13 protein-coding genes are annotated in these 16065 nt (G+C 70.0%); 9 read left to right on the top strand and 4 right to left on the bottom strand.

Translation table 11 applies throughout. From position 1 onward, the window contains the following. Positions 1-20 precede the first annotated feature (20 nt). Both GAK38_RS00840 and GAK38_RS00835 read left to right on the top strand, forming a co-directional pair. The gene (locus GAK38_RS00840; RefSeq protein ID WP_325340575.1) at positions 21-266 is read left to right on the top strand and encodes a hypothetical protein; all 246 of its coding nucleotides are present in this window, start codon (positions 21-23) and stop codon (positions 264-266) included. Then, a complete protein-coding gene (locus GAK38_RS00835) occupies positions 244-513 on the top strand; it encodes a CopG family antitoxin (RefSeq protein WP_325340573.1) in 270 nt (89 codons plus the stop codon). The genes GAK38_RS00840 and GAK38_RS00835 overlap by 23 nt, the downstream gene beginning before the upstream one ends. 246 nt (positions 514-759) lie before the next feature. On the opposite strand, the gene GAK38_RS00830 is transcribed toward GAK38_RS00835, so the two are convergent. Together GAK38_RS00830 and GAK38_RS00825 are read right to left on the bottom strand one after the other, a co-directional pair. Beyond that, positions 760-2172: a sensor histidine kinase gene (locus GAK38_RS00830; RefSeq protein WP_325340572.1), complete on the bottom strand. Its 1413-nt coding sequence runs from the start codon at positions 2170-2172 to the stop codon at positions 760-762. Then, positions 2156-2884: a response regulator transcription factor gene (locus GAK38_RS00825; protein ID WP_325340570.1), complete on the bottom strand. Its 729-nt coding sequence runs from the start codon at positions 2882-2884 to the stop codon at positions 2156-2158. Before GAK38_RS00825 ends, GAK38_RS00830 begins: the two co-directional genes overlap by 17 nt. Positions 2885-2990: 106 nt before the next feature. Here GAK38_RS00825 and GAK38_RS00820 point away from each other — a divergent pair, with 106 nt between their 5' ends. Genes GAK38_RS00820 through GAK38_RS00810 form a run of 3 tightly spaced genes read left to right on the top strand, consistent with a single transcriptional unit; the run spans position 2991 to position 8688 of the window. Further along, positions 2991-4328: a TolC family protein gene (locus GAK38_RS00820; protein WP_325340569.1), complete on the top strand. Its 1338-nt coding sequence runs from the start codon at positions 2991-2993 to the stop codon at positions 4326-4328. Positions 4329-4357: 29 nt separating this feature from the next. Further along, positions 4358-5581 (top strand): efflux RND transporter periplasmic adaptor subunit, encoded by a 1224-nt coding sequence (locus GAK38_RS00815; RefSeq protein WP_325340567.1) that lies wholly within the window; start codon positions 4358-4360, stop codon positions 5579-5581. Beyond that, positions 5578-8688 (top strand): efflux RND transporter permease subunit, encoded by a 3111-nt coding sequence (locus GAK38_RS00810; RefSeq protein ID WP_325340566.1) that lies wholly within the window; start codon positions 5578-5580, stop codon positions 8686-8688. The genes GAK38_RS00815 and GAK38_RS00810 overlap by 4 nt, the downstream gene beginning before the upstream one ends. A gap of 368 nt (positions 8689-9056) precedes the next feature. Here GAK38_RS00810 and GAK38_RS00805 read toward each other — a convergent pair whose 3' ends face one another. Both GAK38_RS00805 and GAK38_RS00800 read right to left on the bottom strand, forming a co-directional pair. Continuing rightward, positions 9057-10748 carry a methyl-accepting chemotaxis protein gene (locus tag GAK38_RS00805; protein WP_325340564.1) on the bottom strand — a complete coding sequence of 564 codons (1692 nt, stop codon included), beginning with the start codon at positions 10746-10748 and terminating at the stop codon, positions 9057-9059. Positions 10749-10981: 233 nt separating this feature from the next. Next, positions 10982-11884, bottom strand: coding sequence for a recombination-associated protein RdgC (locus GAK38_RS00800; protein ID WP_325340562.1), 903 nt, complete (start codon positions 11882-11884; stop codon positions 10982-10984). A 234-nt stretch (positions 11885-12118) separates the two neighbouring features. Between GAK38_RS00800 and GAK38_RS00795 the strand changes: the two genes are divergently transcribed. The 4 genes from GAK38_RS00795 to GAK38_RS00780 all read left to right on the top strand — a co-directional run bounded on the left by GAK38_RS00795 (position 12119) and on the right by GAK38_RS00780 (position 16029). Then, entirely contained in the window at positions 12119-12727 is a 609-nt protein-coding gene (locus GAK38_RS00795; protein WP_325340561.1) for a Spy/CpxP family protein refolding chaperone, read from the top strand. Between the two features lie 258 nt (positions 12728-12985). Next, on the top strand, positions 12986-13549 hold the full coding sequence (locus GAK38_RS00790; RefSeq protein WP_325340560.1) for an acyloxyacyl hydrolase: 564 nt from the start codon (positions 12986-12988) through the stop codon (positions 13547-13549). An 871-nt stretch (positions 13550-14420) separates the two neighbouring features. Then, on the top strand, positions 14421-14951 hold the full coding sequence (locus GAK38_RS00785) for a DUF4142 domain-containing protein (protein ID WP_325340557.1): 531 nt from the start codon (positions 14421-14423) through the stop codon (positions 14949-14951). A 196-nt stretch (positions 14952-15147) separates the two neighbouring features. Beyond that, complete coding sequence (locus GAK38_RS00780) at positions 15148-16029, top strand: hypothetical protein (RefSeq protein ID WP_325340555.1); 882 nt, start codon at positions 15148-15150, stop codon at positions 16027-16029. The last annotated feature ends 36 nt before the right edge of the window (positions 16030-16065 follow it).

The following is a 16065-nucleotide window of genomic DNA, read 5'->3' as shown; positions in this document are numbered from 1 at the left end:
TGCTCCGATCGGAGCGCGGTGTGTCCTTCGAAGCCGTCGTCGTGGCCATCGAAGCCGGCGGTTTGCTGGACATCCTGGCCCATCCGAACGTGGACCGATACCCAGCGCAGCGCATCCTGGTCGTTGCCTGGGACTGCTATGCCTACCTGGTGCCTTTCGTCGAAGAAGACACCCATTACTTCCTCAAGACCATCATCCCGAGCCGCAAAGCCACCCGCGATTACCTTCACGGAGCAACCCCTCATGACAGCACCGACCGACCATGAAGAACGCAGCATCCTCGAAGCCTTCGAGCGGGAAGAATTCCGCTCCGTCGCTTCGGCCGGCGAGCGCGCCAAGTTCAAGGCCGCCGCGCGCGCAACCGCCGTCAAGGACCGGCGGGTGAACATCCGCCTGTCCTCAAGCGACCTCAACGACATCCAGGTCCGGGCACTTGCGGAAGGGATTCCGTACCAGACGTTGATCGCGAGCGTTTTGCACAAGTATGTGACAGGACAACTGACAGAGCGGTAAGGGTCCTATCCATGGCACGCGCTCCGTTCAATGTTCTGGTGATCCCCCACCGTATCACTTCCGCCGGACCTGCCTTCTGCGTGCTCCGGCGTGCAGATGGCGAACTGTGGCAGTTCATCGCGGGATGGACTCCGATGGCTGGGCTTCGACGAAGCTCATGCCTTGCTGAATTGGGACTCGAACCGCGTGGCTCTGTGGGAACTGAGGCAGCGCCTCTCGGACAGCGCCGCCTTCTGAAAGCGGCTTCTACGCCTGCGCAGCAGGCCCGAACACCAGCTCCACCCGCAGCCCCGGCGCCGCATCCGCCAGCGCCAGCCGCGCGCCGAGCAGCTCCGCGTAGCGCGCGACGATCGCGAGCCCCAGCCCCGCGCCCTCGCCGAGCCGCTCGCCCTGGCGACCCTGGGCCCAGCGGGTGAGCAGCTGGCGCTGCTGCTCGGGCGCGATGCCGGGGCCGTTGTCGGTGACCGACAGGACGATGCGGCCGTCCCCGGGGCGCTCCAGCGCGACGGTGATGTGCGGCGCCATGCCGCCGTCCATCGGCCGGCCGTAGCGCAGCGCGTTGTCAAGCAGGTTGCCGAGCACGCCTTCGACCAGCAGCGGCTGGGCCTGCACGACGACCGGCTGGTCCAGGCCGCGCGCGTCGATATCCACGCCGGCAGCGTCGGCGCGCGGCAGCAGGCGCAGCACGGCATCGCGGGCCAGTTCGTCGAGCGCAACCAGCTCCTGCGGCATGGCGCCGCGGGCCTCGTCGGCCAGGGCCAGCGCGAGCAGCTGGTCGACCAGATGGCTGGCGCGCGCCTCGCTCTGCACGATGCCGGCGAGCTGCTCGCGCCAGACCGGCGGCTCGCCATGCGCCAGGCCGTAGCTGGCCTGGGCGCGGATGCCGGCCAGCGGCGTGCGCAGCTCGTGGGCGACGTTGCCGGCGAATTCGCGCCGGGCCTGCACGCCCTGGCCCACACGGGTCAGCAGATCGTTGACGGCGGCTTCGAGCCGGCGCACGTCGCGCGTGGGCGCCTCGACGGCGACGGGCGCCAGGTCGCGCGCATCGCGCTGGTCCAGCGCCTGCTGCAGGGCGGCGAAGGGCCGCAGGTCGCGCTGGATGGCCTGGCGCAGCCATACGGCCAGCATCAGCAGCAGCGCGGCCTGCGAGACGACCGAATACAGCAGCACGTTGCGCAGCAGCGCGCCTCGGCTGCGCGTGGTCTGCGCGGTGACGACCTCGAAGACCTGGGGCGATTCCAGCCGCAGCCGCACCGCGCGCAGCGCCCGGCCGTGGTACTGGATGTCGGAGAAGCGGTAGGCGTCGTCGTCGGTCGGCGGCGGCGCCGGCAGCGCGGCGTTGCCGGCGATCTGCGAGCCGTCCGCGCGCAGCACCGAGAAGTACACCGTCTCGACCTGGTCGAACAGCACCGAGCGCACCTCGCGCGGCGTGAGCGCGAATTCGAGCGACTGCTCCCGCAGCCGCACGCTGGCCGCCACGGCATAGGCATCGTCGAGCAGCGAACGGTCGAAGGCGCGTTCGGTGGCCGCGCGCGCCAGCATGACCGAGACGATGGTGCCGGCGAACCAGGTCAGCGTCAGCGGCACCAGCACGTGCTGGGCCAGGCGCGAACGCAGCGACGGCAGCCGCGGCGCGGAGGGCTCATTCAATACTGGCACCCGTACCATCGCCTGGCGCGCAGGATGCGACGGCCTCCAGCATATACCCCAGTCCTCGCAGGGTGCGGATGCCGGCGCCCCCGGCCAGCTTCTTGCGCAGGCGCGAGATGAAGGCCTCCAGCGCGTTGTCGCCCAGCGTGTGGTCGTCGAAGCCCGAGAGCTTGTCCGACAGCAGGCGCTTGCTGACCACGCGGCCCGGCGGCGAGGCCAGTTCCCAGAGCACCTCGAACTCGCGCGCCGGCAGCTCCAGCGGCGCGCCGCGCAGCGTGAAGCGGCGCGCGCGGCGGTCGAGCACGAGCGCGCCCACGCTGGTCTGGTCGTCGGCGCCCTGGCTGCGGCGGGCCAGCGCGCGCAGCCGGGCCTCGACCTCGGCCAGGTCGAAGGGCTTGCCGAGGTAGTCGTCGGCGCCGGCGTCGAGCCCGACGATGCGCTCCTCGGTGCGGTCGCGCGCGGTCAGCACCAGCACCGGCGTGCGGTCGCCGCGGGCGCGGGCGGCGCGCAGCACGGCCAGGCCGCTGGCCAGGGGGCTGCCGGGGGAGCCATCGGCCGGCAGGTTCAGGTCCAGCAGCACCGCATCGAAGGGCTGCACGCTCCAGAAATGGTGTGCATCGGCCACGGAGGTGGCGGCATCGACGCGGTGGCCGGCATCGCGCAGGCTGCGCAGCATCACGCGGCGCAGCACGTCATCGTCTTCCACGACCAGGATGCGCATGGGGCAGGCGGGAGCGGCAGCGGCTCGGAAAGAAGGGGTTGATACGCAGTTCTACGCAGCGCCACGGTCAGGCACCGGTCAGGCCCGTACCGCGATAAACGCGCCCATGAGCATACGACAGTTGTTTCTAAGCGCCGGCGCGGGCCTCGGCCTCGGGCTGACCCTGGCTCTGACGCCGCCCTCCGGCTGGGCGCAGACCGCGCCCGCTGCGCCGGCACCCGCCACCCCGATCCCCGCCGCGCTCACGCTCGGCCAGGCGCTGGCCGCCGCGCGCGGCAATTCGGACGTCATCATCGCCCGCCGGGCGGCCGAGGCGGCCCGCGCCGATGTGCGCGCGGCCAACCACGCGCCGCTGCCCACCCTGACCGCGCAAGCCGAGTCGATCGATCTGCAAAACGGCGTCGGCGCCGGCAATGCGCTGACCCGCAAGCGGGTGGACAAGTCCCTCGGCATCGACTGGACCTGGGAGCGCGGCAACAAGCGCGCCCTGCGCACGCTGGCGGCCACGCGCAACGCCGAGGCGGCCGAGGCCGACGTCGAGGACATGCGCCTCCAGCAACTGCAGGCCACGCTCGCCGCCTATGTCGACCTGCTGGCGGCGCAGGAGCGCGAGCAGGAAGTGGCGGCGATCGCCGAGGGCAACAACCAACTCGCCCGCTCCGCCACCCGCCGCGTGCAGGCCGGCGACCTGGCCGTGCAGGAAGCCGCCCGCACCGCCATCGAGGCGCAGCGCGCCGCCGGCGACGTGCAGTCGGCCGTGCTCGACCGCCAGCGCGCCGCGCTGGCCCTGGCGCAGTTCACCGGCGGCAGCGTTCCGGCCCGCGCCGACGCCGACGCCTGGCAGCGCCTGCTGGCCGCCCAGGGCGGCGGCGCGTCGGACCTGGACATCGTCTCCTTCGTCGAATCCACGCCCGAGGTGCGCGCCGCGCTGGCCCGGGTGCAGGCCGGCCAGGCCGCGCTCGACAACGCCCAGGCGCTGAAGAAGACCGACCTGACCATCGGCACCAGCGTGCACCACTACCCCGGCACCTCCAACCGCATGGTCGACGTGCGCGTGTCCATGCCGCTGCAGTGGGGCTACGGCTACGAAGGCGAGATCGGCCGCGCCCAGGCCGAATACGCCCAGGCGCAGGAAGCGCTCGACAAGGCCCGCCGCGTCGCCACGCTGGATCTGCAGCGCCTGCGCCAGGAGGCCGACACGGCCGCCGCCCGCGCCGCGCGCTACGACACCGGCATCCTGCCGCAGGCCCGCCAGGTGGCCCAGAGCGCCGAGCTGGCCTTCCAGCGCGGCGCCAGCTCGCTGACCGACCTGCTCGACGCGCGCCGCACGCTGCGCGCCACGCTGCTCGAAGCGCTCGACGCCCGCGCCGACCAGGCCAAGGCCGCCGGCGCCTGGCTGCTGCGCACGCGGCCCCAGGCCCTGACCGACACCAACGCCCAATGACCCGAATCTCTCACCGGATGAAGCCCGCCATGGCCCTCGCCCTGCTCCCCGCCTCCGCCCTGCTCGCCACCGCCGTCGCGCTGGGCGCTGCCGCCCTGCTCGCCGCCTGCGGCGACAAGGCCGAAGCTCCCGCCGCACCGCCCGAGGCCGCGCCGCCGATCGTGCAGAACAACCAGCTGCGCTTCCCGCCCGGCCACCCGCAGCTCGCGCTGCTCGGCACCGCCGAGGCGCGCGCCGCCGGCGAGCTGACCGTCGAGCTGCCCGCTCGCCTGGTCTGGAACGAGGAGCGCACCGCGCGCATCTACCCGGCCTTCGCCGGCCGCGTCACCGCGATCAAGGCCGACGTGGGCCAGACCGTGAAGGCCGGCGCGCCGCTGGCGCTGCTGGCCTCGCCCGACTTCGGCGCGGCCCAGGCCGACACCGCCAAGGCCCGCGCCGATGCGTCGCTGGCCCAGCAGAACCTGCGCCGCCAGCGCGAACTGCTCGACGCCGGCATCGTCGCGCGCAAGGATTTCGAGGCAGCCGAGGCCGACGCCGCGCGCGCCCAGGCCGAGGTCGCGCGCGCCCAGGCCCGCACCAGCCTCTACGGCGGCGGCACGGCGGTCAACCAGCAGCTCGCGCTCGCCGCCACGATCGGCGGTGTGGTCGTGGCCCGCAACGTCAACCCGGGCCAGGAACTGCGCACCGACGGCGGCGGCGACCCGGTCTTCGTCGTGACCGATCCGAGCACGCTGTGGGTGCAGATCGACGCGCGCGAGTCCGACGTGGCCGCGCTGCGCCCGGGCGCCCCGTTCGCGCTGGTCGTGCCGTCCTATCCGGGCGTCACCTTCCAGGGCCGGGTCGCCGCGGCGGCCGACTTCATCGACCCCGGCACCCGCACCATCAAGATCCGCGGCGTGGTGGCCAACGCCGACCGCCGCCTGAAGGCCGAGATGCTGGCCACCGCCCGCGTGCAGGAGGGCTTCGGCGACGGCGTGGCGATTCCTTCCGACGCGGTCACGCTGCGCGGCACCGACCATGCCGTCTTCGTGCAGACCGAGCCCGGCGTGTTCGAGCCGCGCACCGTCGAGATCGGCCATGAGGGCCCGCGCGAGGTCATCGTCACCAAGGGCCTGAAGGCCGGCGAGAAGGTGGCCGCGCAGAACGTGCTGCTGCTGGCGCGCCAGTTCCAGGTCGCGCAGGAAGAGGCCGGCGGCACCGATGCCGCGGCCGCCGCCAGGAAGGCCGAGAACGGCAAGGAAGCCGCACGATGAAGCGCCTGATCCAATCCGCGCTCCACCAGCCGCTGTTCGTGGTGCTGGGCGTGCTGCTGTTCGCGCTCGCCGGCGTGATCGCATTCAAGAACCTGTCGGTCGAGGCCTTCCCCGACGTGACCGACACCCAGGTCACCATCATCACGCTCTACCCCGGCCGCGCGCCGGAGGAAGTGGAAAAGCAGGTCACGCTGCCGATCGAGGTCGCGCTCGCGGGCCTGCCCAACTCCATCCGCGTGTTCTCGCACACGCAGTTCGGCCTGTCGTTCTCGGTCGTTACCTACGACGACGCGGCCAATGTCAACGTGGTGCGCCAGCAGGTGGCCGAGCGCCTGTCCAGCGTGGACCTGCCGCCCGGCGTACAGGCCGAGATCGCGCCCAACGCCACGCCGGTCGGCGAGATCATGCGCTACCGGCTCAAGGCCGACGGCCTCTCGACCACCGACATCCGCACGATCGAGGACTGGACCGTCGAGCGCGCGCTGCGCCAGGTACCCGGCGTGGCCGACGTGGTCGCGATGGGCGGCGCCATCAAGCAGTACGAGGTCCAGCCCGACCTCGACCGCCTGCGCGCCTACAAGCTCACCTTCCAGAACCTGCTCGACGCGCTCGGCCGCGGCAATGCCAACGCCGGCGGCAGCTACGTGGCGCAGGGCGCGCAGCAGTACACCATCCGCGGCCTGGGCCTGCTCCAGTGCCCCGAGGACATCGGCCGCATCGTGCTGGCCTCGCGCAACGGCACGCCGGTGCTCATCCGCGACGTGGCGCAGGTCAGGATCGGCGCCGTGCCGCGCCTGGGCGTGGTCGGCCAGGACAACGACGACGACGTGGTCACCGGCATCGTCATCATGCGAAAGGGCGAGAACCCAAGCGTGGTCTTGAAGGGCGTGAAGGACAAGATCGCCGAACTCAACGCGCGCGGCCTGCCGCCGGGCGTGCAGATCGTGCCGTTCTACGACCGCACCTGGCTCATGGAGAAGACCCTGACCACCGTGTTCCGCAACCTCGTCGAGGGCGCGGTGCTGGTGTCGATCGTGCTCTACATCTTCCTGTCGAACCTGCGCGCCAGCCTGGCGGTGGTGGTCGTCATCCCGCTGGCGCTGCTGTCCACGTTCATGGGCTTGAAGATCATGGGCGTGCCGGCCAACCTGCTGTCGCTCGGCGCCATGGACTTCGGCATCATCGTCGACGGCGCGGTGATCGTGATCGAGAACATCATGCACCGCCTGGCCGAGCAGGGAGAGATCGAGGACGAGCGCGAACGGCGCGAGACCATCATCGACGCGGCCAACGAGGTCGGCCGGCCCACGCTGTTCTCGATGCTCATCATCATCGCGGCGCACATCCCCATCTTCGCGCTGCAGCGCCACGAGGGCCGCATCTTCCAGCCGATGGCGCTGTCCGTCACCACGGCGCTGATCGGCTCGCTGGTCTTCTCGCTCACGCTGGTGCCGCTGCTGGCCTACTGGATGCTCAAGCGCGGCCTGCCGCACGGCGACAACCGCGTGGTGCGCGGCGCCAAGCGCTTCTACGCGCCGGTGCTCGACTGGGCGCTGGAGCGCCGCCGCACCGTGTTCATCGCCGCGCTCGCGGCCTTCGCGGTGTCGATCGGCGTCGCCTCGCGGCTGGGCTCGGAGTTCCTGCCCGAGCTCAACGAAGGCACGACCTGGGTCAACTTCACGCTCTCGCCCAACGTGTCGAGCGACGAGACCACGCGCATCCTGCGCATGGCCCGCCGCGCGCTGCTCACGATCCCCGAGGTGCGCACCACCGTCTCGAAGGCCGGCCAGCCCGAGGACGGCACCGACCCCAAGACCATCTCGATGGTCGAGATCTTCGTGGACATCAAGCCCGAGGACCAGTGGAGACAGGGCATGACCCGCGAGAAGATCACCGAGGAGATGAACCGCGTGCTCTCGGCCATCCCCGGCGTGGACCCGGCCTTCTCGCAGCCGATCCGCGACAACGTGCTCGAATCGATCTCGCAGATCAAGGGCCAGATCGTCATCAAGCTCGCCGGCGACGACCTGGCCGAGATGAAGCGCGTCACCGACGCCATCGCGCGCGAGGTCAAGCAGGTGCGCGGCGTCGCGCGCGCCGAAATCGACCGCGACGGCCAGGTGCCGCAGCTGCTGATAGACATCGACCGCGACCGCGCGGCGCGCTATGGCCTGAATGTCGGCGACATCCAGGACGTGATCGAGGCCGCGCTCGCCGGCAAGGCCGCCACCAGCCTCTGGGAGGGCGAGCGCAAGTTCGCCGTGGCCGTGCGCCTGCCGGCCGACGAGCGCGCCATCGCCAACCTGCCGCGCACGCCGATCCCCACGCCCGACGGCGGCTACGTGCCGCTGGGCAGCGTGAGCACGATCCGCGAGGCCACCGGCGCGATGAACATCGCCCGCGAGGCCGGCCGCCGCACGACGGCCATCGGCATCTTCATCGCCGGGCGCGACATGGGTTCGGTCGTGGCCGACATGAAGAAGCGCGTGGCCGATCACGTGAAGATCCCGCCGACCTACCAGGTCAACTGGTCCGGCGAGTTCGAGAACCAGGAGCGCGCGATGAAGCGCCTGTCGGTCGTCGTGCCGATCTCGCTGCTCTTGATCTTCGTGCTGCTGTTCGACGCCTTCAAGTCGATCAAGACCGCCTCGCTAATCCTGCTGAACGTGCCGCTGGCGCTGATCGGCGGCTTCATCGCGCTGTGGATCTGCGGCATTGCGCTGTCGGTGTCGGCGGCGATCGGCTTCATCGCGCTGTCGGGCCAGGCGGTGTTGAACGGCGTGGTGATGCTCTCGGTCTTCCAGCAGCTGCGCGCGCAGGGACTTTCCGTGGTCGAGGCGGTGCGCGAAGGCTCGATGCAGCGGCTGCGCACGGTGCTGATGACGGCGCTGCTGGCGATGCTCGGCCTGCTGCCGATGGCGCTGTCGCACGAGATCGGGTCGGAGACGCAGCGTCCGCTGGCGGTCGTGGTGATCGGCGGGCTGGTCACGGCGACGCTGCTCACGCTGGTGGTGCTGCCGGCGCTGTATGTCGCCTGGTTCGGGCCGCGCAAGGGACGGCCGGATCCGCAACAGCCGCAGCATGCGCCTGCGGTGCTGCCGGAGTAGTCAGTCGCGGCAAGGGGCGGGGGCTTTGTTGCACAAACCACCCCGCGCAGCCTGGTCGGCTCGCCGCGTGAGTGATGCGAAACGAGCCGAGCAGCGCTACAAGACCACCAACTGGACGAGCTACAACGCGGCGCTGAAGACCAGAGCCCCGCCAGCTTCAAGGTCAGGGTCGTGGGCACAGGCGGCACCACCTGGACCCATTCTGGTTCCTCGACGGTTTCCATGTCGCCATGGCAGGCGCCGGCGGTCCCGCCGCGCGATGGCAGGACCGTTCGCCGCCCGCCTGCCGCCCGGCATCTATACTGGCCCCGTTGCCTTTCGGCAGCGCCTGTCCATCGCCCGCTTCCGGACCATACCCCCTAGGGATTCTACGCCCCGCCCAGCAGCGGCTGCCGCTGCAGCGGCCCGCCCAGCACCGCCGCGCCGCCGTCATGGACGGCGCCGCCCGGCAGCGCGACCGGCGACGCGCCGCCGTACTGCTGCAGCTGCGCCGCGTCCAGCCGGAACTGCCGCACGACCTCCGCCAGCCGCGCGGCCTGTTCGCGCAGCGACTCGGCGGCGGCGGCCGACTCCTCGACCAGCGCGGCGTTCTGCTGCGTCATGCGGTCGATCTCGCCGACCGACTGGTTGACCTGGGCGATGCCGCCGCTCTGCTCGGCCGCCGCCGCAGTGATCTCGCCGATGATGTCGGTCACGCGCTGCACGCCCGAGACGATCTCCTGCATCGCGCGGCCGGCGTCCTCGACCTGGCGCACGCCGCCGTCCACGGCCTGGGTGCTGGTGCCGATCAGGCCCTTGATCTCCTTGGCCGCCTCGGCGCTCCTCTGCGCCAGGCTGCGCACCTCTCCGGTCACGACGGCGAAGCCGCGGCCCTGCTCGCCGGCGCGCGCGGCCTCCACGGCGGCGTTGAGCGCGAGGATGTTGGTCTGGAAGGCGATGCCGTCGATCACGCCGATGATGTCGTTGATCTTGCGGCTCGACGCCGAGATCTCGTGCATGCTGCTGACCGCCTGGCCCACCACGGTGCCGCCGCGCATGGCCGCCTGCGAGGCGGTGGCGGCGAGCTGGTTGGCCAGCTGGGCCGACTGCGCGGTCTGCTGCACGTTGGTGGTGACCTGGCCGATCGAGGCGACCGTCTCCTGCACGTTGGCCGCGGTCTGCTCGGTGCGCGAGGACAGGTCGTGGTTGCCCGAGGCGATCTCCTGGCTGGCGGTGGCGATGTTCTCGCTGGCGCCGCGCACCTGGGCCACCAGGCCCGCAAGGCCGGCGCGCATGCTCTCCTGCGCGCGCTGCAGGTCGGCCACTTCGTCGCGGCCCTCGGCGTCGGCTTCGGCACTGCGGGCCAGGTTGCCTTGGGCGATGGCCAGCGCGGTGCGGCGCGCGGCCTCCAGCGGCCGGCAGATCGAGACCATGTTGAGCAGCGTGAGCGGCACCACGACGAGAATGGTCAGCAGCACCGCAGCGACGAACAGCCACTGCGTCTGGCGGGCGATGGCGCCCTCCTGCCGGACGGCTTCATCGACCTGGCCGCGCAGGCTGGCTTCGAGCGCGCCGAGCAGCTTGTCGGCCTCGTCGAACTGGGCCACGGCCCGCGCGCTCATGCGGTTGGCGGTGGTGGCCGATTCATAGCCGCTGGATTCCAGCTGGTTGGCGATCGAGTCGAACTGCTCCTGGTAGGCGCGCAGTTTGGCTTGCAGGCTGCGCACCAGCCCGGCATCGGCTGCGGAGGCCGTCCCGGCGATGCCGCTGCCGGTCTTGTCGGCCTGCTGCAGCGCGGCGTTCCAGTCGCCGTGCAGCTTGCGCACCGCCTCGGTCTTCTCGTACTGGATGACCATGTCCTTCTCAAGCAGCCGCACCTGCGCGAGCTGGCTGCGCAGCGTGTTGAGCTGTTCGGTGTGTGCATACGACTTGCCGACGAACTCCTCGCTGAGCCCATGGATGCGGAACATGCTGAGCATGCCGACACCTCCCAGCAGCGCGAGCAGCAGCAGCACCACGGCGATGGCGCCCAGCATGCGAAAGCGGATCGTGAAGGAACGCCTCAACGGAATCAGCCTCATGTTTCGTCTCTGTCTCGGATAGGAAAAAGAAAGGGCGCACCGCACGCCGGGGGACGCGGCTGCGCCCACCGGCCAGTGTGCCAGACTGGGAAACATTTGCTCGCATGTCCGAGCGACGAACCGTGATCGGGCTCAAACGCCGGCAGCGCAAGGCGTACCACTTTTCCGCAGAATACTGTCCAGGATATCTTTCCAATGCTGGCGAATCATGCCCGCTTCCGAGACATACCCCGTCAGACCTCTGTGCGATCGGTCTCGCCGCCGAGCGCAGCGATCAAATCCGGCAGCAAGCCGGTCAGCTCGCCGGTGGCGATGGCCACATCGGCGTCGAAGCCGCCGTCGTCCGCCTTCCTGTCTTCGAACACCACGTCCTGGAAGGCCAGCTTCTTGAGCTGCAGTCCCTCGGTCAGGATGAACGACAGCCGGTCGTCCCAGGTCAGCGCGAGCTTCGTGGGCAACTTGCCCTGCTCGATGTGCACGCGAACCTCGTCGATGTCGAGCGGGTGCTTCGAATAGCGCACCACGGCCTTGGACTCGTCGGCGGCTTTGAGCTCGCATTCGCGGTCCACGCTGAAGCCCGCGGGCGGCTCCTGCGTCGTGAGCCATTCGGACATCGCCGCCTGAGCCGAGACCTGGGTGTCGAGCAGCGAGAGCGCGAGCCCCGGCGGCGCATGCTCGACCAGCGTGCTCACGATCTCGTCGGCGCGCGACTGGCCCGAGGCGCCGACGATCAGCCAGCGCGCCTCCAGGTCGATCCACACCAGCACCGAGCCCTGCTTGGTGAAGGCCATCGGCAGCAGGTCGAGCTTGGCCTCCTCCCTGATTTCCTTCATCTCCTTGCGCCCGGGCTTGCGGCCGGTGTCGCGCTCGATGCGTGCGGCGCGCTCCTCGGCGCGCTTCTTGAGCACCGACGACGGCAGCGTCTTGGTTTCCACGGTGTACTTCAGGATCCACTGCCCACCGACCGACTCGACCAGCGGCCCGTGCGGCTCGCCGCGCGGCTCGGTCCAGCCGGTGGACTTCTCCTGCGTGGCCGTGCATTCGGCAAAGCGCGCCTTGCCGGCGGCCTCCTCCATCTGCTCCAGCGTAGCGGTCCAGCCGGGCTGGATGCGGTAGACGATCACATTCTTGAACACAGCGGGAAAACCTCCGACGGACGGACTGACTGACAAACGAACCCAGCCTGCCATTGTCCCCTGGCGGCCGCCGTCCGCCGCCGTACGCCGCCGTACCCGTGGGGATGCTTTTCTTTACATAGCCACACGACAGGCTCATGGGCGGGATACATCCGCCGCCGACACTTGCCCCAACCCGGCAGCTTTCACCCATTGGGGTTCCCAGGCCGGGGGTCATCCCGAAAGGACACTCTCATGAAGCCGATCCATCACCGTCTTGCCGTCGCCGCCCTGTTCGCCGGCATCGGCGCCAGCGCCTTCGCCCAGCCTGCCGCCGAGCAGGCTGCACCCCCGCCGCCGCCGGCCCAGCAGCAGCAGTACCGCGTGGTCCAGCCTGGCCGCGGCGTGCAGATCGATCCGCGCCAGCGCGCCGAGGAACACTTCGCCCGCAAGCTCGATGTGCTCAAGACCCGCCTGCAGCTCACGCCCCAGCAGGAAGGCGCCTGGGCGCAGTACACCGCCGCCATCCGACCCGCCGCACCGCCGGCCGACGGTGCCCGCCGCTTCGACCCCCGTGAATTCGAGAAGCTGACCACGCCCGAGCGCCTGGGCCGCCTGCGCGCGCTGCGCCAGGAGCACAGCGCCCGCGCCGAACAGCACGAGCAGGCCGTGCGCACCTTCTACGCCGCCCTGAACCCGGCGCAGAAGAAGGTCTTCGACCTCGAATCGCTGCCGCACCACCACCACCCGGACTTCCACCACGGCGGCCCCGGCCCGTTCGACCAGGGCGGCCCCTTCGGCCACGGCGGAGAGCACGGCCCGCATCCGGCCGATGGCACGCCGCCCGCCCCGGCCCAGCGCTGACGGCATCCGCCCCCGCGCGCATCCTGGCGGCCCCGGCCGCCGGCCCTTTCCAGGGCCGGCGGCTTTTTTTGCGTTTGCGCAGAGGACTCCGCTTTCCCCTGTGCACAAGGTAGGGCATCGCCGTGGCGCCTGCGCCAGCTCGCGCAACATCTCTACACTGGCCGCCACCGGTTCGGGACCACCATGCGCTGCTCACCCCGCTCCTTCGCGCAGCAGCCGGCACCGCCCCCTGTCCGGCCTACTTCAACTGGAGAAACCATGCACAACAAAAACTACGTGGTCGCGGCCCTGCTGGCCCTGGCCACGCTGGCCGGCAGCGCCCATGCCCAGCAATCCCCCACCGCCCCGGGCTACGGCCTGCATGTGCAGTACGGCTCGGCCGAGCACGGCACCGATTCGTACACCATCGGCGTGACCAAGCCCTGGGACTGGCAGACCGGCCTCTGGGGCACCCAGGTTACCGGCTACTGGGACCTGTACGGCAGCCGCTGGCAGATCGACCAGCGCCTGGACCGCGACCACACCTGGCTGATCGGCCTCACCCCCGCCTTCCGCGTGCGCTTCGACGAAGGCCGCTCGCCCTGGTTCCTGGATGCGGGCATCGGCATCACCGCGACCGACCACCTCTACCACACCCAGAACAAGAAGTTCAGCACCGCCTTCAACTTCTCCGACCACCTCGGCGTGGGCTACAGCTTCGGCGCCGCGCGCGAGCACGAGATCCAGCTGCGCCTGAACCATCTGTCCAACGCCTCGATCAAGAAGCCCAACCCGGGCGAGAACTTCGTCCAGGTCCGCTACGCCTACCACTTCGGTTCCTGACGCGGCCTTGCGCCGAAGGGACTGCAGGCCTTATCCACCGCCTGCCCCAACCACCCCGCCGGGCGCAAGCCCTGCGGGGTTTTTTCTTGCCTGCGACCGATTCCGGCCTTACAGGAAAAGTCTGTGGATAACTGCCGCGCAAGTATTCTGTTATCCACAGGCCGGGAGGCCGCGCCGGATTTTTCCCCATTCGCGGTCCAGCGGCAGCCTGTACGGCTCCACAGAGGTGTGCGGAATGCAAGTGCTTGTCTTCATTGGAAAAAGTCGAATTGTCCACAGATCGGTGCCGCTTCTACTACTACTACTATTTTGAAATAACAGAGATAGAGAAGAAGTCAACGAGGCCCCAGACCTGCTCCGCTCGTCCGCGTTGCGGACCTTGCAGCACGGAACCGGCACGTCCGGAGGCATCAAGGTCGGCTGGACGCCGCCTTCCGGACCCCGTGCGGACGCGGTGACGCACAAACCTGTGGATAGCTTTCGCACAACAGCCGGCTTATCCACAGACTTCGGCATTGCCGCCGAGTTGTTCCGGTTCGGAGAACGCCGGCAGATGGCCTCCGTCCACAGCGTTGGGGATGTCCCAAGCCCGCGTCTCGACAATGAAAAACGGAGTTATCCACAGAAGATGGCGGCTTCTACTACCACTACTATCTTGAAATAAAAGACAAGAGGGAAACCCGGCCGGCAGCCACCCAGGCCGACCACTGCGCGCTCGCATGTCCTACGGACAGGCGCGGCCCGCGCCGGCATGGTGCCGGCGCGGGTCCCTCCATAGTGGCCCGCAGCCGGTTTCCACCTGCGTGGCGCCGGCATGCTCCCTGTCTCTTCTGTCTTCCAACAACCAACCAACGTCCAGAGGAAGTTGCAAATGGCCATCCTTCGCAAACACCAGCTCGCCGTGCTCGCCGTCGCCGCCCTGTCGGGCGCCGCCTGGGCGGCCGGTGCGCTCGACAAGGGCGACACCAAGTTCGTCGAAAACGCGGCCAAGGCCGGCCAGTACGAAGTGCAGGCCGGCCAGATCGCCGCCTCCAAGGCCAGCGACCCGGCCGTCAAGGCCTTCGGCGAGACCCTGGTCAAGGACCACACCGCCGCCAATGACGAACTCAAGCAGTTCGCCGCTTCCAAGTCGGTCACCCTGCCGACCGAACTCACGCACCACCAGCGTTCGGAGATCGACAAGCTCAACAAGCTGTCGGGCCCCGAGTTCGACCGTGAATTCATCAAGCAGACCGGCGTGAAGGACCACAAGGACACCATCAAGGACTTCGAGAAGGCCGCCAAGAACGCCAAGGACCCGGACCTGAAAGCCTGGGCGGCCAAGACCGCGCCGACGCTGCGCGCCCACGAAGACCAGGCCAAGGGTCTGGAAGATCAGATCAAGAAGAACAAGAAGTCCTGATCCGGGCGGCCATCGTGCAAGCCCCGCCGGCCGCCGCGCCATGCAGGCGGCCGGCGGGGCTTTGTCCTACGCGCGGGCATCCGATCGCCTACATCCCCCTTGCCGACACGCGGGTAGCTTGAGCGTCGTGCCCTCCCTGAGCCGCCACTCACACCGTGAATGGCGACATTCAATTTCTTTCTGAAAGGATGCCAGCATGAGCTCTCGTGATTACGAACGTGGTTCCCGCCAGCAGGGCGGCTATGCCGAGCAGAACGACGACCAGCGCGGCAGCTGGCGCGGCGATAACGGCGGCCAGCAGTCCGGCTATGAGGCCGGCAGCCGCCATCGCCAGCAGGGCGGCGGTGACTACGGTGGCGGCGGCCGCTATGGCGGCGAGTCGGGCCGCGGCTGGGGCGACGACGAGCGCGGCGGCGGCCGGGGTGGCTATGGCGGCTACGGCGGCGGCGAAAGCGGCCGGGGCGGCGGCCAGCGCCGGTTCGAAGGCGGAGGTGGCGACGAAAGTCGTTTCTCCGGCCAGCACGGCGACCGAGGCGGCTACGGCCAGGGTGGTGGCTACGGCGGCGGCTACGAAGGCGGCGGCCGTGACAGCTGGCGCACCGGCCGTGGCGGCGGCGACTTCGGCGGATCCTCCCGGGGGGGCGGCTGGGGTGGCTACGGCGGCGGCCAGGAAGGCGGCTACGGCGGTCGCGAGCGCAACGAACCCGGCCGCAGCAGCTACGGCTACGACGCCGACCAGGGCTATGGCGGCTACCAGGGCGGCGCACCCCAGCGCGGCCAGCACCACGACCCGGACTATTCGCAGTGGCGCAACGAGCAGCTGCGCAACCTCGACGACGACTACGAAGCCTGGCGCAAGGAGCGCTATGCGAAGTTCTCCGACGAATTCAACAGCTGGCGCTCCAGCCGCAGCGGCTCCGGCACCAGCGGCCAGAACACCGGCAGCCAGAGCGCGTCCGGTGCGTCCGGTGGCAGCCACGATGCCCAGCACGCGGCGGGAAGCGGTTCGTCATCGTCGTCGTCCGGCGGCGGTTCGACCGGCGCCTCCTCCACGTCAGCGGGCAAGGCGAGCAAGTAGCGCAGCGGGCTTCTTCTGCGGCAGGGCAGTCCCCGG

The organism is Xylophilus sp. (assembly GCA_009914555.1).
GTDB lineage: Bacteria > Pseudomonadota > Gammaproteobacteria > Burkholderiales > Burkholderiaceae_C > WNDY01.
The sequence above is the reverse complement of the archived record's forward strand: the minus strand, read 5'-3'. Positions and strand labels throughout refer to the sequence as shown.